The organism is Micromonospora humi, from assembly GCF_900090105.1.
GTDB lineage: Bacteria > Actinomycetota > Actinomycetes > Mycobacteriales > Micromonosporaceae > Micromonospora > Micromonospora humi.
Genome location: NZ_FMDM01000029.1, coordinates 1 through 16,643, shown reverse-complemented (window position 1 = coordinate 16,643; position 16,643 = coordinate 1). Strand labels below are relative to the sequence as shown.

General features: G+C 73.7%; 17 protein-coding genes and 1 pseudogene. 5 read left to right on the top strand and 13 right to left on the bottom strand.

Annotation, left to right across the window (positions count from 1 at the left end):
- Positions 1-577: 577 nt before the first annotated feature.
- From GA0070213_RS30710 to GA0070213_RS30665, 10 genes and pseudogenes are all read right to left on the bottom strand, one after another.
- Positions 578-1,303 (bottom strand): hypothetical protein, encoded by a 726-nt coding sequence (locus tag GA0070213_RS30710; RefSeq protein ID WP_091072654.1) that lies wholly within the window; start codon positions 1,301-1,303, stop codon positions 578-580.
- Between the two features lie 188 nt (positions 1,304-1,491).
- Positions 1,492-2,592: a DUF3626 domain-containing protein gene (locus GA0070213_RS30705; protein WP_091072649.1), complete on the bottom strand. Its 1,101-nt coding sequence runs from the start codon at positions 2,590-2,592 to the stop codon at positions 1,492-1,494.
- A gap of 39 nt (positions 2,593-2,631) precedes the next feature.
- Positions 2,632-3,733, bottom strand: a pseudogene (gene rho, locus GA0070213_RS30700) (transcription termination factor Rho); the annotation flags it as partial.
- A 374-nt stretch (positions 3,734-4,107) separates the two neighbouring features.
- Positions 4,108-4,737 (bottom strand): MBL fold metallo-hydrolase, encoded by a 630-nt coding sequence (locus GA0070213_RS30695; protein ID WP_091072643.1) that lies wholly within the window; start codon positions 4,735-4,737, stop codon positions 4,108-4,110.
- On the bottom strand, positions 4,734-5,822 hold the full coding sequence (locus tag GA0070213_RS30690) for an S-(hydroxymethyl)mycothiol dehydrogenase (RefSeq protein WP_091072640.1): 1,089 nt from the start codon (positions 5,820-5,822) through the stop codon (positions 4,734-4,736). The genes GA0070213_RS30695 and GA0070213_RS30690 overlap by 4 nt, the downstream gene beginning before the upstream one ends.
- Before the next feature lie 75 nt (positions 5,823-5,897).
- A complete protein-coding gene (locus tag GA0070213_RS30685) occupies positions 5,898-7,178 on the bottom strand; it encodes an MFS transporter (protein ID WP_091072636.1) in 1,281 nt (426 codons plus the stop codon).
- A complete protein-coding gene (locus GA0070213_RS30680; protein ID WP_091072632.1) occupies positions 7,175-7,843 on the bottom strand; it encodes a GntR family transcriptional regulator in 669 nt (222 codons plus the stop codon). Before GA0070213_RS30680 ends, GA0070213_RS30685 begins: the two co-directional genes overlap by 4 nt.
- A 122-nt stretch (positions 7,844-7,965) precedes the next feature.
- Complete coding sequence (locus GA0070213_RS30675; protein ID WP_091072629.1) at positions 7,966-8,820, bottom strand: alpha/beta fold hydrolase; 855 nt, start codon at positions 8,818-8,820, stop codon at positions 7,966-7,968.
- Complete coding sequence (locus GA0070213_RS30670) at positions 8,817-9,869, bottom strand: SDR family NAD(P)-dependent oxidoreductase (RefSeq protein WP_091072627.1); 1,053 nt, start codon at positions 9,867-9,869, stop codon at positions 8,817-8,819. Before GA0070213_RS30670 ends, GA0070213_RS30675 begins: the two co-directional genes overlap by 4 nt.
- Positions 9,862-11,361: a flavin-containing monooxygenase gene (locus GA0070213_RS30665; protein WP_091072624.1), complete on the bottom strand. Its 1,500-nt coding sequence runs from the start codon at positions 11,359-11,361 to the stop codon at positions 9,862-9,864. The genes GA0070213_RS30670 and GA0070213_RS30665 overlap by 8 nt, the downstream gene beginning before the upstream one ends.
- Before the next feature lie 116 nt (positions 11,362-11,477).
- On the opposite strand from GA0070213_RS30665, the gene GA0070213_RS30660 reads away from it, so the two are divergent.
- Entirely contained in the window at positions 11,478-12,149 is a 672-nt protein-coding gene (locus GA0070213_RS30660; RefSeq protein WP_091072621.1) for a TetR/AcrR family transcriptional regulator, read from the top strand.
- Here the strand turns inward: GA0070213_RS30660 and GA0070213_RS30655 are convergent.
- Positions 12,133-12,588 carry a hypothetical protein gene (locus GA0070213_RS30655; RefSeq protein WP_091072618.1) on the bottom strand — a complete coding sequence of 152 codons (456 nt, stop codon included), beginning with the start codon at positions 12,586-12,588 and terminating at the stop codon, positions 12,133-12,135. The genes GA0070213_RS30660 and GA0070213_RS30655 overlap by 17 nt on opposite strands.
- Positions 12,588-13,064, bottom strand: a complete 477-nt coding sequence (locus tag GA0070213_RS30650; RefSeq protein ID WP_091072614.1) for a hypothetical protein — start codon at positions 13,062-13,064, stop codon at positions 12,588-12,590. Before GA0070213_RS30650 ends, GA0070213_RS30655 begins: the two co-directional genes overlap by 1 nt.
- 44 nt (positions 13,065-13,108) lie before the next feature.
- On the opposite strand from GA0070213_RS30650, the gene GA0070213_RS30645 reads away from it, so the two are divergent.
- The 4 genes from GA0070213_RS30645 to GA0070213_RS30630 all read left to right on the top strand — a co-directional run bounded on the left by GA0070213_RS30645 (position 13,109) and on the right by GA0070213_RS30630 (position 16,236).
- Complete coding sequence (locus tag GA0070213_RS30645) at positions 13,109-14,110, top strand: helix-turn-helix transcriptional regulator (protein WP_091072610.1); 1,002 nt, start codon at positions 13,109-13,111, stop codon at positions 14,108-14,110.
- Between the two features lie 297 nt (positions 14,111-14,407).
- Positions 14,408-14,611 (top strand): hypothetical protein, encoded by a 204-nt coding sequence (locus GA0070213_RS30640; RefSeq protein WP_091072605.1) that lies wholly within the window; start codon positions 14,408-14,410, stop codon positions 14,609-14,611.
- A gap of 89 nt (positions 14,612-14,700) precedes the next feature.
- Positions 14,701-15,519 carry an SDR family oxidoreductase gene (locus tag GA0070213_RS30635; RefSeq protein ID WP_091072601.1) on the top strand — a complete coding sequence of 273 codons (819 nt, stop codon included), beginning with the start codon at positions 14,701-14,703 and terminating at the stop codon, positions 15,517-15,519.
- Between the two features lie 9 nt (positions 15,520-15,528).
- The gene (locus GA0070213_RS30630) at positions 15,529-16,236 is read left to right on the top strand and encodes an HAD family hydrolase (RefSeq protein WP_245716628.1); all 708 of its coding nucleotides are present in this window, start codon (positions 15,529-15,531) and stop codon (positions 16,234-16,236) included.
- 11 nt (positions 16,237-16,247) lie between these two features.
- On the opposite strand, the gene GA0070213_RS30625 is transcribed toward GA0070213_RS30630, so the two are convergent.
- On the bottom strand, positions 16,248-16,643 hold a 396-nt coding region (locus GA0070213_RS30625; RefSeq protein ID WP_342670526.1), incomplete at its 5' end, for an oligopeptide/dipeptide ABC transporter ATP-binding protein.

The following is a 16,643-nucleotide window of genomic DNA, read 5'->3' as shown; positions in this document are numbered from 1 at the left end:
AAGGCCAGACCAGCAACACCGAGAATGCTCTTACGCAGGATCGCGTTCATGGTGAGGGCTCCATTCGGGGGTCGACGCACCCCCGTCGGGGGGACGGGGGTGCGGGGGCACCGTCAGGCGCTCAAAAGACTGGGGGATCCGGCATGCTCGCGGGGCAGGACGCTGCCTCGTCGCGGCGCCGGGAGTGGGTGTAACGACCGGGCGGCCACCGTCATTCCCGGGGTGGCGGGCGGTGGTGCACTCGCCTTCCTCGGTCGTTCACCGGGTTACAACGCCCCGCACCCCGCGACGATTCCACCGCCGCAGTGCCGCCCACCACCGCCAACCCGGACATCCCGCCCACCCGGGACGTTCGGTGGAACAGCGTGGGGCTTTCAAGACTCCGCAGACACCCACGCCGTTCCACCCACCGCCACCCATCCCGGCGACCGGAACGGCGTGGGTGTCTCAGGACGCCGCAGACACCCATCGCGTTCCCCCCAGCCGCGATCCGGCGCGTGAGTGGAACACCATGGGTGCCTGAAACACCCACGGCGTTCCACCGACAGCGGCGGGGGTTGAGCAGGGGCCCCGCCTGTCACCAGAGCTGCTGGACGATGTCGGCCGCCTGCTCCTCCCACTGGGCGTACGCGTACGGGTAGGCGGACACCTGCACCGTCTGCGCCGCGCTGGTCAGCGGCAGTTCCTGCCAGCCACCGACGTTCTTCAGCGCGCCGAAGAACGCCTTGCTGGCGTAGTCCGGGTCGGTGATCTGCTCGGACGAACCCCAACCGGACGACGGACGCTGCTGGAACAGGCCCTCCGAGTCGTGGTCGTTGTACGTGCCGAGGTGACCCAAGTTGTAGAGCTTCGACTCCTGCAGGGAGGTGGCGACGCCGATCACCGCGCCCCGCTCCCCCACGCCGGTCTCCTTGGCCGCCTTGACGATGGCCTTGGCGTTGTCGACCTGCGCGTCGTCGAGCGGGATACGCGACTGCGCGCCCTCGACACCGTGCGGCATGAGCTTGTCCCGGGCCGGACGGTCGGCCTTGGTCGGCGTCTTGTCGCTGCCGGTGGTCAGGCCGGACTTCGCCGACTCGGCGGCGGTCTTCTTGCCGGTGGCCAGGTCGATGGCGGCCACGGCGCCGGCGTGCGGTCCGCTGGTCACCGGGGCGGCGACGGCGGTGGGAGCGAAGGCCAGGCCACCCAGGGCCGCCACGCCCGCGACGGTCAGCGCGGCACGGCGGTTCTGGGCGACGGCGGTGGTCTTCGCGTAGGCGGTCTTCGCGACGGCGGGGAGCCATCGGGTGACGTGCTGCTTCACGATGGTTGCCCTTTCGATCGTTACGACGCGCTCCGGGGTGAGCGCCCCTCGGGGGTCTGCCGGCGCCGCGGGTTTGGGTGCCGGCGGTACGGGGGACACAACCAGCTCGACCTGTCGGTCATTCCGGAAATGTCAGTCGTGCCGGAGGCTGCGGTCCAGGTCACCCGGAGCACCGGACCGCAGTGAGCTCACCCGGACGAACGGGACGATCCGGCCGGATGGCCGAACCACACCAGGACGTGCCAGAGCTGCTTGAGGTGCTGCCAGGTGACCTCGGCCGGGCCGCGGTCGGCCCAGCGCTGCGGCTCGCGCACCAGGGAAGCGGCGGCCCGGCCGATCAGCTCCGCGTGCAGCGGCTCCCCCGGCCGACCGAACTCGGCGTGCACGCGGGCGGCCAGGGGCGGGATGTCCGGGCCGCGGAAGCCAGCGTCGACGCCGTCGACGGGCAGCTCGAACCCGGGGTGCCAGGCCAGCGCGAAGCCGTGTCGGTCGGCGAGCGCGGCGAGGCGCCGCCCAGCGTCGGTGTCGCGGAACGACGGGTCGACCACCACCGCCTCGACGTCCCGGGCCAGACTCAGCTCGCCGTGCACCTGCGCCTCGATGTAGTCGTCCAGTGCGCGGCCGGCCCGCCCGGACGCCCGTTCCCGGCCGGACAGCAGCGCCCGCAGCAGGGTGCCGGTGTCCGTTCCGGACACGCCGAGGCAGACGCCGGTGCCGGCGGTGGCGCTGAGCAGCGCGGCGAGGACCGGCTCGAAGACGGCGAGGGTGCCGACCTCGGTGGGGCCGAGGTGGCTGTCGCCGAACGTGAACGTCGTCCGGGTCGACACCTCCGGGCGCAGCCGCAGGTGGCAGGAGCCGAACCGGGGGCAGGCACCGTCGGGGTGGTCGAGCAGATTGAGGCCGCCGTACGTCGGGCGGTGTCCGGGCAGCACGCCCGGACGCTGGTACGCGCCGCCGAACATCGACTGCTCCCACACGTCGCGGTCGCCGCCGGGAAACGCGGTCAGCCCGCCGTTGGAGATGCCGGTGGCGAACTGGCTGCGGTAGACGCCCTCGGCGTCGAGCGCCTCGACCACGGTGCGGCCGTCGCGCAGCAGCCGGTCCGGGTGGAAGTTGACGGTCAACCGGCCGTGCCCGGTCACCGCCGCGCCGACCTCCTCGCAGCGGACGTCGGCGCCGGCGAGGTGTTCCGCGATCACGGCGAGCGCCGCCGGCCGCTCCCGCAGGGCGACGTCCCGCACGTGTCGCAGGGCGGCGGACTGCGCGGCGGTCAGGGTCGGCCCGGGCATCGGGTGAGTATGGCGGGCCCGGAGCCGAGCGGCCAGGCCGTTACCGGTGGTCGACCGCGCCGAGTCGGGCGAGCAGGTGCGCGTTGCCCCCGGTGGCGGTGAGTTGCCGCAGCAGCTGGTCCAGGGCGGCCTGGCGGTCCAGAGTGGACAGCGCCGAACGCAGTGCCCGCAGGCGGTGTCGTTCGGTGTCGGACAGCAGCGTCTCCTCGCGCCGGGTGCCGGAGGCCCGCACGTCCACAGCCGGGAAGACGCGCCGGTCGGCGAGCGAGCGGTCCAGCCTCAGCTCGGCGTTGCCGGTGCTCTTGAACTCCTCGAAGATGAGGGTGTCGGCGGCGGAGCCGGTCTCCACCAGCGCGGAGGCCAGGATGGTCAACGAGCCGGCCTCCTCGGTCGCGCGGGCCGCCGCGAGCAGTTGCTTGGGCGGGGTCAACGCGGCCACGTCGACGCCGCCGGACAGGGTGCGCCCGGCGGAGCGCACGGTCAGGTTGTAGGCACGGCCGAGCCGGGTCAGCGAGTCGAGCAGCACGACCACGTCGTGGCCCAGCTCGACCAGGCGCTTCGCCCGCTCGATCGCCAACTCGGCGATCGTGGTGTGGTCCTGCGGCGGACGGTCGAACGTGGCCGCGACGACCTCGCCCTTCACCGACCGAGACATGTCGGTGACCTCTTCCGGCCGCTCGTCGACCAGCACCACCATCAGGTGGCACTCCGGGTTGTTACGGGTGATCGCGTTCGCGATCGCCTGCAGCACCATCGTCTTACCGGCCTTCGGCGGCGACACGACCAGGGCCCGCTGGCCCTTGCCGATCGGCATCACCAGGTCGATCACCCGGGTGGTCAGGATGTGCGGCTCGGTCTCCAGCCGCAGCCGATCCCGCGGGTAGATCGGCGTGAGCTGGTAGAAGTCGGGCCGGTGCCGGGCCTCCTCCGGGGCGAAGCCGTTGACGGTGTCGAGCCGGGTCAGCACCGGGCGGCCCGGTCGGGGCCCGTCGGCGACCTCGCCGGTGACCAGGTCACCGCGGCGCAGGCCGTGGCGGCGCACCTGGCCGGCGGTGAGGTGGACGTCGCCGGCGGACGGCAGGTATCCGTCCACCCGGATCGGGAAGTGTCCGCCGGCGGTGTCGAGGACACCGCTGACCGGACGGCATGCGTGGGTCATGGGTTGCCTTTCTCAGGCGGCGTCGGTGGACGCCACCGACGCGGGAAGGGAAGCCGGCAGGGATCGCCCGACGGGAAGCCGGGTGTCACTGCGGCGGGGACGACGGTCGAGCGACCGGCCACACGGGAGAGTGCGGACTCCGGGCGGCGCCTGGCGCCGGCATCCGGGTCCACCGGCAGGCTAACCCCTCGGCGGCGCGGCGGGCAAGCGGATCGCCGGCTCCGGCGCCTCGGCGCGGCCCACCCGGGCACCGCCGCCCCACACCCCCCGCACCTGGTCACCGCTGCTGCCCGGTGGAGTCACCGTTGACCGATCCGACCACCGCGGTGCTCGACGACGACCGCTGACCCCCGCGTTCAGTGGCCGCGGGCGATCCACTCGTCCAGGTGTGGCGCCTCCGCGCCGATGCTGGTGTCCGCGCCGTGCCCGGTGTGCGCCACCGTCTCCGGCGGCAGGGTGAGCAGCCGGGTGCGGATCGACTCGACGATGGTGCCGAAGTCGCTGAAGGAGCGGCCGGTCGCGCCCGGGCCGCCGGCGAAGAGGGTGTCGCCGGTGAAGACCGCGTCCAGCTCCGGGGCGTACAGGCTGCACGCTCCGGGGCTGTGCCCGGGGGTGTGCAGGACCCGCAGCGTGGTGCCGCCGACGGTGACGGTCTGCCCGTCGGTGAGGTCGCCGTCCGGCGGCGTGTCCGGGTGGACCCGGTCCCACAGCACCCGGTCGGCCGGGTGCAGCAGCACCGGCGCGCCGGTGGCCCGGGCCAGCTCGGGGGCGACCCGGACGTGGTCGTCGTGGGCGTGGGTGGCGAGGATCGCGAGGACGCGACGGTCGCCGACGACCGCGCGGATGGCGGCCACGTCGTGCGGCGCGTCGACCACCACGCACTCGTCGTCGTCGCCGATCACCCAGACGTTGTTGTCCACGTCGAACGTCTGCCCGTCCAGCGAGAACGTGCCGGAGGTGACGGTGTGGTCCACCCGGGCGGTCACGGGAAGACCACCACCGAGCGCAGCACGTCGCCGTGGTGCATCCGGGTGAACGCCTCCTCGACCTGGTCGAGGGCGATCTCCTCGGTGACGAAGGCGTCCAGGTCGAGCCGGCCCTGCCGGTACAGCTCGGTGAGCATCGGGAAGTCCCGGCTGGGCAGGCAGTCGCCGTACCAGCTGGACTTGAGCGCGCCGCCGCGACCGAACACGTCGAGCAGCGGCAGGTCGACGGTCATCTCCGGGGTGGGCACACCGACCAGCACGACCGTGCCGGCGAGGTCACGCGCGTAGAAGGCCTGCTTCCAGGTCTCCGGGCGGCCCACCGCGTCGATCACCACGTCGGCGCCGAACCCGCCGGTCGCGGCGCGGATCGCCTCGACCGGGTCGTCGGCGGAGGCGTTGACGGTGTGGGTGGCGCCGAACGTCCGCGCCCGGTCGAGCTTGCGGGCGTCGGTGTCCACCGCGACGATCGTGGTCGCCCCGGCCAGGGCCGCGCCGGCCACCGCCGCGTCGCCGACGCCGCCGCAGCCGATCACCGCGACGGAGTCGCCCCGGGTCACGTTGCCGGTGTTCATCGCCGCGCCGAGACCGGCCATCACGCCGCAGCCGAGCAGTCCGACGGCGGCGGGCCGGGCGGACGGGTCGACCTTGGTGCACTGACCGGCGTGCACGAGGGTCTTCTCGGCGAACGCGCCGATGCCGAGCGCGGGCGTCAGCTCGGTGCCGTCGGTCAGCGTCATCTTCCGCGTCGCGTTGTGGGTGGCGAAGCAGTACCAGGGTCGGCCGCGCCGGCAGGCCCGGCACTGCCCGCAGACAGCCCGCCAGTTGAGCACCACGAAGTCGCCGGGGGCCACGTCGGTGACGCCGTCACCGACCTGCTCGACGACGCCGGCGGCCTCGTGGCCGAGCAGGAACGGGTAGTCGTCGTTGATGCCGCCCTCGCGGTAGTGCAGGTCGGTGTGGCAGACCCCGCAGGACTGGACACGGACCACCGCCTCACCCGGCCCCGGGTCGGGCACCACGATCGTGGTGACCTCCACCGGCGCGCCCTTGCGCCGCGACACGACTCCCCGGACTTCCTGGCTCAACAGATTCTCCTTCGTTCGGTCCCCTCCGCCGAACCTACCGCCGATCATCACCGGTGGCCCAGCGTCGCGTACACCTCAGGCGGGCACCGCCACCGCGGCGGCCCGGTCGTCGGCCCACCGGCGGCGGGCGGCGTTGCGGTAGCGCAGCACCTGCACCGCGCCGAGCGCCCAGAGCAGGTACTGCACGGCGAACGCCCAGCGGAACGCGGAGAGCGGCGGGGTGCCCTGCCCGGCCGGGGTGGCCAGGTCGAGCACCACGCCGACGGCGAGGATGAGCACGATCGAGGCGACGAAACCGCCGACGTTGACGATGCCGGTGGCGCTGCCGATGCGGTGCACCGGGTTGAACGTGCGGGCGTAGTCGAAGCCGATCACCGATCCGGGGCCGTTGACCGCGAGCACCACCACCAGCGCCACCAGCAGCCCGTGCGGGGCGCGGCCGGGCCAGGCCAGCACCACCGCCCAGACCGCGGCGGTGGCCGCCGTGATGGCGAACACCACCACCGAGCGGTGGAACGGGTGCCGGGCGCACAGGTGTGCGATCACCGGGCCGCACACCAGCGTCACCACTGTCATCAGGGTGAGCAGCCCGGCCGCGGCGGTGGGCGAGAAACCCTGCCCCTGCACCAGGAACGGATAGCCCCAGAGCAGCGCGAACACCGCGCCGGAGAACTGGGTGACGAAGTGCGTCCACAACCCCAGCCGGGTGCCGGGCTGCCCCCAGGCGTCGGCGAGCTGCCAGCGGACGGCCGCCAGGCCGCCGGTGGGCGCGGTGACGTGCTCGGCGCGCGGGGTGTCGCGTACCGCGGCGAGGACCAGCAGCAGCACGGTGGCGCCGAGCGCCGCCGCGGTCAGGAACGCCGTGGTCCAGCCCGCGCGGTGCAGCAGCGCCACCAGGGGTACGGCGCCGAGCACCGCGCCGAGCTGGCCGACGGTGCCGGTGAGCTGCACCAGCAGCGGATTGCGCCGGCCCGGGAACCAGTACGCCACGATCCGCAGCACGCTGATGAACGTCATCGCGTCGCCGAGACCGACCAGCACCCGGGCGGCGACGGCGAGGCGGACGTCGACGGCGACCGCGAAGACGAGCTGCCCGGCCACCATCAGCGCGCCGCCGGCCAGCAGCAGCCGGCGCGAGCCGTAGCGGTCCAGCAGCACCCCGACCGGGATCTGCATGGCGGCGTAGACGGCGAGCTGGGCGACGGAGAAGGTGGCCAGGGCGGCGGCGTTGATGTCGAAGCGGGCCGCCGCGTCCACCCCGGTCACACCGAGGGAGCTGCGGTGGAACACCGCGGCCACGTACGCGGTGACGGCCACCGCGTAGACCAGGGCGGCCGGCCGGCGGGCGGCGGTCACCGCAGCGCCCCGAGCATGGTGGCGGCCGTGTCGATGTGCCCGGCCACCGCGTCACGCCACGCCTGCGGGTCGTCGCCGTCGAGCGCGGCGAGCTGGGCGGCGTGCTCGGCGAGGGCGACCTCCGCCCAGCCGGGCGAGAGCCGGAAGCTGGCCTCGCCCATCCGCAGCTGCCGGTCGCGCAGCCGGTGGTAGAGCTCGGCCAGGATCTCGTTGCCGGCCGCCTCCACCACCGCGGCGTGGAAGGCCCGGTCGGCGGCCATCAGCGCGGTGAGGTCACCGGCGGCGTGTGCGCGGCGCATCTCGTCGAGCCGGCCGGCCAGCTCGGTGCGGAGCGCGGCCCGGCGCGGCCAGACCCGCTCGGCGGCGTGCAGCTCCACCAGCCGACGGGCCTCGACGACGTCGGCGATCTCCCGGGCGGAGACGGGCCGGATCAGCGCGCCCCGCTTCGGGTAGAGCCGCACCAGGCCCTCGGACTCCAGCCGCAGCAGCGCCTCCCGGACCGGGGTCCGTGACACCCCGGTCGCCTCCGCGATCTCGCCCTCGCTGACCAGCTGGCCACCGGGGTAGACCTGTTCCAGGATGGCCTGCTTGAGGTGCCGGTACGCCCGCTCGGCGGCCGACGGCGCGCCGACGCGCGCCTCGGCGGCGGCACTGGGATGCGTCATGTATCTATGCTGCGCCCACACCGGGCGGCACCCGACCGCGCCACCCCCCGATCGTGGCGCACACCACGCTCGCCCGCCCGCTAACTTCATGATCCACGCGCGGGGTACGACGCGGGTGCGGGTCAGGGGGTGCGGTGGTTCGACCAGAGGGCGCGCAGCAGGGTCTCCACCTCGGGGGTGCGCTCGATCTGCGGCATGTGGCCGGTGTCGCGGAACAGGTGGGCGTGGGCGTGCGGCAGCCGGGTCCGCGCGTACGCCAGGTGCGCGGCGGGCAGGATCAGGTCGCGGTCGCCCCAGACCAGCAGCGTGGGCAGCTCCAGCGCGGCCACCGCGTCGAGCAGCTCGGCGCGCCAGCGGGGGCGTACCCCGCGCCAGGTGCCCAGGTCGCGCACCAGCTCCCGCATCACCCGCGCGGCGTGCGGCTGCCGCGCCACCGCCAGCGCGGTGGCGATCCGCTCCTCGGTGACGTGGGCGGGGTCGACGAAGATGGCCCGCTCGGTGCGGCGGGCGATCGCCGGGTGCGGGCGCAGCAGCAGCCGGGCCAGCGGGGGCACCGCCAGCAATCGCAGCGCCACGGTCACCTCCCGACCGAAGCCGGCGCTGTTGAGCAGCGCCAGGTCGGCCACCCGGTGCGGCGCGTCGGCGGCCAGGCGCATGGCCACCGCCCCGCCGAGGGAGTTGCCGACCAGGTGAGCCGCGCCGGTCACCCCGGCGGCGTCGAGGAAGCCGGCGACCGCGCCGGCCAGTGCGGGCAGCGTGTGCGGCCCGTCCAGCGGCGCGGAGCCGCCGTGGCCCGGCAGGTCCACCGCGAGCACCCGGTGGTCCCGGGCCAGCGCGGCGTGCAGCGCGGTGAAGTCGTCGAGGGTCCGGCCGATGCCGTGCAGCAGCACCACGGGCGGTCCGTCGCCGCTGATCCGGCAGCGCGTTCGCAGCCCGGCCACGGTGTGCTCGTCGGCCGGCGGCAACGCGACGCTCACGCCGGCCGTCCGGGCTCCGGGGCGACCGCCTCGCCACCCGATCGCGCGCCCACCCCGGGCGCCGGCTCGCCGGTTTCGCTCACCCCCGGGCCGGAGCCGCCCGACCCGGCGGGCTCGGCAGGCGGAGCCGGCTCGGCGTACGGCGCACGCGGGGCCGGCTCGGCGGACGGCGCACGCGGGGCCGGCTCGGGGGAGGCCGCACGCGGGGCCGGCACCCGGGTCGGGCGGGAGCGCATGCCCAGCGCGAGCACCCGACCGTAGCCGGCGGGAGCGATCCGGGCGAGCAGGTCGGGCAGCGTCGCCGACCAGCCGATCAGCACCCGGCCCCGACGCCGCCGCGCGCCGTTCAGGATCGCCTCGGCGGCGGTGGCCGGGTCGATGGTGAGCAGCTTCTCGAACTGCCGGCGGCCGGCCTCGTACTCGGCGACCGGCACGCCGCTGCCGACCCGGGCGCTGGCGGCGATCCGGGTCCGGATACCGCCGGGGTGCACCGAGGTGACGCCGATCCCGTCGTCGACCAGTTCGTGCCGCAGCGCCTCGGTGAACCCGCGGACGGCGAACTTGCTCGCCGAGTACGCGGCCTGCCCGGCGGGGGCGATCAGGCCGAACAGGCTGGACACGTTGACCAGGTGGGCGCCCGGCTCGGCCTTCAGCGCGGGCAGCAGCGCGTGGGTCAGCCGCACCACCGCCCGGAAATTGATCTCGACGACCCAGAGGAACTCGTCCAGCGTGACCTGGTCGAACCGGCCGCCCAACGCGACGCCGGCGTTGTTGATCAGCAGCCGGATCCGGGGATGGGCGCGGTGGATCTCGGCGGCGACCCGGTCGGTGGCGTCGGCGTCGGCCAGGTCGACCACGTAGGTGTCGATCTCGCGGGGCAGGTGCCGGGCCCGGATGGACTCGACCACCGCGGCCAGTCCGTCGGCGTCGCGGTCGAGCAGGACCAGGTCGCAGCCGCGCCGGGCCAGGCCGTCGGCGAGCGCCGCGCCGATGCCGCTCGCGGCGCCGGTGACGACCGCGGTGCCGCCGGGAAAGTCGAGGTCACGCATCGGGTCCTCCGGAGGTGGCCGCCGCCGCGGTGGCGGGCGCGCCGGCCCGGGCGAACCGCACGCCGTCGGTGAGCGGCCCGTGCCGCATCAGGCGTACGTCCCGGGGATAGTTCTGGTGCAGCCGCCACGGCGCGCGTGGCCCCTGCTTGGGCAGCTGGTCGACGGCGCGCAGCACGTAGCCGGACTGGAGGTCGATGATCGGCACGAGGTCGTCGGTGTCCGGCGCGTCCGGGGTGACGATCTGCTGCCCGGTCTCGTCGAGGTGGCGCAGCAGCCGGCAGACGTACGTGGCGACCAGGTCGGCCTTCAGCGTCCAGGAGGCGTTGGTGTAGCCGATCGTCATGGCGAAGTTCGGCACCCCGGAGAGCATCATGCCCTTGTAGGCGATGGTCGAGGCGAGGTCGACGTCGGCGCCGTCGACGGCCAGCGTCATGCCGCCGAGCGCGAGCAGGTTGAGGCCGGTGGCGGTGACCACGATGTCCGCCGGCAGCTCCTCGCCGGAGGTGAGTCGGATGCCGTGCTCGGTGAACGTGTAGACGGTGTCGGTCACCACCGTCGCGCGTCCCTCGCCCAGCGCGGTGAACAGGTCGCCGTCGGGCACCACGCACAGCCGCTGGTCCCAGGGGTCGTAGCGGGGCGAGAAGTGCCTGTCGACGTCGTACCCGACGGGGAGCCGGCCCTTCGCGGCCCGGCGCAGGAACCGCTTGACCAACCCCGGCGCGCGCCGGCTGAGCTGGAAGTTGGCCACGCCGAGCGCGACGTTCTTCCACCGGGTCACGGCGTACGCGGCCTTCGGGGGCAGCCAGCGCCGGGCGGCGTCGGCGAACGCGTCGCGCGACGGCAGCGAGATCACGTACGTGGGTGAGCGCTGGAGCATGGTGACGTGGGCGGCGGTGTCGGCCATGGCGGGGACCAGGGTGACCGCGGTGGCGCCGCTGCCGATCACCACCACCCGCTTGCCGGTGACGTCGAGCCCTTCCGGCCAGTGCTGCGGGTGCACGAGCGTGCCGGCGTAGCGCTCGACGCCGGGCAGCGGGGGCGTGTAGCCCTCGTCGTAGCGGTAGTAGCCGGAGTTGGTGAACAGGAACGCGCAGGTCAGCGTCGTGTCCTCGCCGGTGTCGTCGCGGTGCGCGTGCACCGTCCAGCGGGCGGTCGCGCTGTCCCACTCGGCGCGCACCACCCGGTGGTGGAAGCGGATGTGCTCCTGGACGCCGTACTCGCGGGCGGTCTGGCGCACGTAGCGACGGATCGACTCGCCGTCGGCGATGGCCTTCGGGTCGGTCCACGGCTTGAACGAGTAGCCGAGCGTGTACATGTCCGAGTCGGAGCGAACGCCCGGGTAGCGGAACAGGTCCCAGGTGCCGCCGATCGCGCCCCGCGCCTCCAGCACCGCGTAGGTCTTGTCGGGGCACCGGAGTCCCAGGTGGACGGCGGCGCCGATGCCGGACAGGCCGGCGCCGACGATGAGGACGTCGACGTGCTCGGAGGCCATGACTTCTCCCGTTCTCGCCCGGCGGTGGACCGGACCCTATCCACCGCCCTCGACCCCAGTCAACACCCTGTCGAGTCCGATCGACAGGGTGTCGAGCGGGTGTAGCATCGGCCGACATGAGCCCCGCCCGTACGCCGACCGGCGCCGCGCCGAGCCGCGGGCGGCGGGCCGGCCGCTCCGCCGGCGACGACCGGGAGGTGGCGATCCTGGCCACCGCCGAACGGCTGTTGCGCGAGCGCGCCTTCGGCGACATCTCCATCGACGACCTGGCCCGGGGCGCGGGCATCTCCCGCCCCACCTTCTATTTCTACTTCCCGTCCAAGGACGCGGTGCTGCTCACCCTGCTCGACCGGGTGACCGAGGAGGCCGACGCCGCCGCCGGCGACGTGCTGGACCGCCTCGCCGAGGACCCGCGCGCCCGGTGGCGGGAGCTGATCGCCCGGTTCCACGCCACCTTCGGCGGCCACCGGGACGTGGTGCTGGCGTGCGCCCAGGTGCGCGGCACCAACGCCGAGGTCCGGCGGCTCTGGGCCGAGGTGCTGGAACGCTGGGTGCGCGCGGTCCAGGCCGCGATCGAGCTGGAACGCGCCCGCGGCGCGGCCCCGGACGGGCTGCCCGCCCGGGACCTCGCCATCGCGCTGAACTCGATGAACGAGCGCGTCTGGTACGCCACGTTCGCCGGCGACGGGCCGGCGGTGGCCGAGCGGGACGTGGTCGACGTGCTGCTCGACGTCTGGCTGACCGCGATCTACCGCACCACCGCTCCCCCGGTCACGCCGCGCGGCTGAACTCCATGATCCAGTTGGTCTCCCAGGTGCGTTCGCCGTCGGTGGAGAACGCCTGCTCCCAGCGGCAGGAGGTCGGGGTGATCGCCGACCAGACGAACCGGCAGCGCACCGGCCGCCCCTCGTCGGTGTCGTCGGCGTGGAACGTGCCGACGCCGTCGGTGAACCGGCCCACCACCGGCGGCAGCTCCAGCACCCCGCGCCGGCTGTTCATCCAGTAGATCGACCACAGGCCGGTCGCCGGGTCGAGCAGGCGCACGGTCGAGCCGGCGAAGCCACGGGTCGGGAAGCGGATCTCGTCGAAGCTGCCGGCGCCGCCGAAGAACGACCGCGCCTCGCTGACGCCGGGAAACTCGTCCCAGTCGTCGCTGCCCACGTGCCGCTCCCGCAACCGCCGGTTGGTCACGTCCCAGGTGCCGACGAAGAAGTCGAAGTCGCCCATCAGCGCCCCACCGGCCCCTCGGCGCGGGTGTCGGCCAGGTAGCCGGCCAGGTCGGGCCGTTTCGGCGCGAGCAGGTGCCGGACCCACGCGGCCCGCTCGTGCTCCAGCACACCCAGCTCCCACACGCAGCCCACCCCGGGCCGCCGGAGGTCGACGAAGTGCGTCGGGTCGTCGTCCGGGCAGTCGAGCGCAGGTTGCCCGGCGATCGCGATGCGGCACTCGACGACGTTGTCGAAGAACCAGCTGTACGCCAGCAGGTACGCCCCGGTGTCCGCGCCCCGGTGCAGCACCGTCCAGCTCGCCGTCGGGGTGTCGCCGTCCGGGTCGGGCAGCAGCGCCGGCAGGTACGCGTACGCGGCGTCGACCACCTCCGGTTCGAGGCGGCGTTCCGGCTGGTCGATGTGGTAGCGCTTGACGTGCCGGCCAGCGATCTCGACGGTCCCCGGCACGGTCAGCTCCTTGTCGTGAAAGGCCATGCCGGGACGGTAGGACCCCTTCCCTGACAGCTAGTGTCAGCGGAATGCGGGCCAGTCGACTCCTGTCCATCCTGCTGCTCCTGCAGGCCCACGGCCGGCTCACCGCCGCCGACCTGGCCGCCCGCCTCGAGGTGTCGACGCGCACCGTCTACCGCGACGTCGAGGCGCTGCACGCCGCCGGCATCCCGCTCTACGGCGCGGCCGGGCACGCCGGCGGCTACCGGCTGGTCGAAGGGTGGCGTACCCGGTTGACCGGCCTGACCGGCGAGGAGGCCGACCGGCTGCTCTTCGCCGGGCTCCCCGGGCCGGCCGCCGAACTGGGCTACCAGTCGGTCGTGGCGGCCGTGCAGCTCAAGCTGCGCGCCGCGCTCCCGGCCCCGCTCGCCGACCGGGCCGCCCGGCTGGAGCAGCGGTTCCACCTGGACACGCCGGGCTGGTACTCCGACGGCGACCCGTCGCCGCACCTGGCCGCGGCGGCCGAGGGCGTGTGGCGGGAGCACCGGGTTCGCGTCCGCTACCGCAGTTGGCGCGGCGAGGTGACCCGGGTGCTGGAACCGTACGGGCTGGTGCTCAAGGGCGGGCGCTGGTACGTCGTCGCGGCCCGACCGGACCGCGCCGAGCCGGCCACCTACCGGGTCAACCAGATCCTCGACCTCACCCCGCTCGACGAGCCGTTCGACCGCCCGGAGTTCGACCTGCCGGCGTGGTGGCGGTCGCACGTGGTCGCGTTCCGGGCGGGCCTGCACCGCGACGAGGCCGTCGTCCGGCTCTCCCCGCGCGGGCGGGAGCGGCTTCGCGAGATCGGCAGCGACGTGGTGGTCGCCGCCGTCGAGGCGAGCGCCGGGCCGCCCGACGAGACGGGCTGGGTGCGGGCCGTCCTGCCGATCGAGTCGCTCACCCACGCGCACGGCGACCTGCTCCGGCTCGGCGCCGACGTGGAGGTCCTCTCCCCCTCCGCCCTGCGGGACCGCCTGGCCGAGACCGCTACGGCGCTGGCCACGCTCTACCACCGGCCGCCGCCTCCCGGACCACCCCCGCTCCCGTGATCAAGGAGTTGGTGTCATCACCACGGACCAACTCCGACGCAAACTCCTTGATCGTCGGACGAGGGCGGGTGGACCGGTCAGGGCAGGCGGCAACTCGCCGGAGGTCCGGTCAGGCCTTCCACCAGTGAGGCTGGGGCGGGCCACCTTTCGTCAACTCCTCCGGGTGGAGACAGATTGCCAGCGGTGCAGGCCGTTGATCGCGTCGTGCGGCCCTCGGTTCGTAGCTGATCGTTCGTCCCCGGTTGGCGTACCCGCTGGCACGATGAGCTGCCTGGGTTCAAGATCGAATGAGGAGCCATGAGCAATCAGCAGCACCAGCCGTACCTACCTCAGCAGGGCCAGCCGGGCTACTCGCCGCAACAGTGGAAAGTGGTGAAGACGGGCGGCACCCGGCACGGCGTGCACGCACTGATCTCGCTGTTCACTTGCGGCGCATGGCTGCCGGTGTGGTTTCTCGTGTGGGTGCTGACCAAGAAGCACAAGGTCGCCCTTCCGCGCTGACGGGCTACTGACACGTGTCCTGCCCTCCGCTACCTGGCGCATGCACCGGCTTCGGATTGAGATCGCCCCTCGCGGGTAGTGCGGCCGGCATGCCCCAGCGATACGAGGACTACGACCGCGTCGCGATCGTCACCGGCGCGGACTCCGGCATCGGCAAGGCGTGCGCGGTGGCGCTCGCCGAGGCCGGCTACGACGTCGGCATCACCTGGTACGGCGACGCGGACGGCGCCGAGCGCACCGCCACCGAGGTACGCACCGCCGGCCGCCGCTGCGAGGTGGCCGAGGTGGACCTGCGCCGCCTGCCCGACGCAGCGGCGGTCGTCGACGACCTCGCCGACCGGCTCGGCGGGCTGGGAGTGCTGGTCAACAATGCCGGCACCGGCTTGTCCGAACCGTTCGTCGATGTGACCTGGGAGCAGTGGCGGGAGGTGCTCGCGGTCGACCTGGACGGGCCGTTCCTCTGCTCGCAGCGGGCCGCCCGGCGGATGCGCGCGGCCGGGCGGGGTGGCCGGATCATCAGCATCACCAGTGTGCACGAGCGTGCCCCCCGGGTCGGCCTGTCGGCGTACTGCGCGGCGAAGGGCGGGCTCGGCATGCTGACCAGGGCGATGGCGCAGGAACTCGCGGCGGACGGGATCACGGTCAACGCGGTCGCGCCCGGCGAGATCGCCACCCCGATGACCGGCCAGGAGGACGTCGACCCGTTCACCGAGGAACGCCCGGGGGTGCCGGTGGGACGCCCCGGGGACGCTCGCGAGGTGGCCGCCGTGGTGGCGATGCTCGCCTCACCCGCGGCGGCGTACGTCACCGGGGTGTCGTGGCCGGTGGACGGCGGGATGCTGCTGATGGGGCCGCAGGCGTCCGACCTGCCCTCCGACTCGTGGCGCACGGTCCGAGCCGGTCAGTAGGCTGAGGCGGTGATTCGTGCGGTGATCGTGGACGTCGACGACACGCTGTGCCTCACCCAGGCCGCCTCGCTCGCACTGGAGAACGAGGTGCTGACCGAGATGGGCCGGCCGCCGGTGCCGCGGGACGTGCATCTGTCCACGTGGGGTGAGCCCCTGTTGGACGCCATGCCCAGAAGGTCGCCCGGCGTCGACCTCGCGCTGTTCTCGGCGCTTCATCGGCGCGCGCTGGAACGGCACATCGCCGACGGTCGCCTGGACGTCATTCCGCCGGAGAACCTGCGAGCGCTGGACGAGTTCGTGCTGGCCGGCCGGTCGGTTTTCCTGCTGACGTCCCGGACCGAGGACGAGATGCGGCACCTGGTGGCGCCGGATCACGTCCTGGCCGGGCGCGTCAGTGGCGTCTACCACGCCGGCAACACCCGCTTCCGGAAGCCCGATCCGCGAGCCTTCGACGAGTTGCTGACAGCGACGGGGATACCGCCTCGGCAGTGTGTCTACGTCGGGGATTCACCGGGCGACGCGATGGCCGCCGGCCGTGCCGGCATGAACTTCATCGGCTGCCTCCAGAGCAGGGTACGGAAACCGGAGGACTTCCACCTCCGTTACGTCAACGTGTTCGTCGACGCTTTCCCCGACGTCGTCGACGCGGTCCAGCACCTCGACCGGCTCACCCCCGGGGAAGAAGCGCATCCCGCCGCCCCGAGTCCCGGCGCGTGATCACCCGGCTTTCATGTCTTCTCCACGGATTCGCTGGTCGGAACCGCGATCGGACCGTGCTCGGGGTGGTGGCAGGCGGTGAGTTGGGTGCCGCCGTCGCGGGTGGTGAGCGCGGGTGTCTCGGTGGCGCAGCGGTCGGTGGCTTTCCAGCAGCGGGTGCGGAAGCGGCAGCCTGACGGTGGGTCCAGGGGGGTGGGGACGTCGCCGGTGAGGCGGATGCGGCCGGCGGGTCCGAGCGCGGTGATGTCGGGGATGGCCGACAGCAGGGCGCGGGTGTAGGGGTGCTGGGGGTGGGTGTAGATGGTGTCGCGGTCGCCGATCTCGACGATTTTGCCGAGGTACATGACGGCGACGCGGTGGCAGAAGTGGCGGATGACGGCGAGGTCGTGGGCGATGAACACGAACGC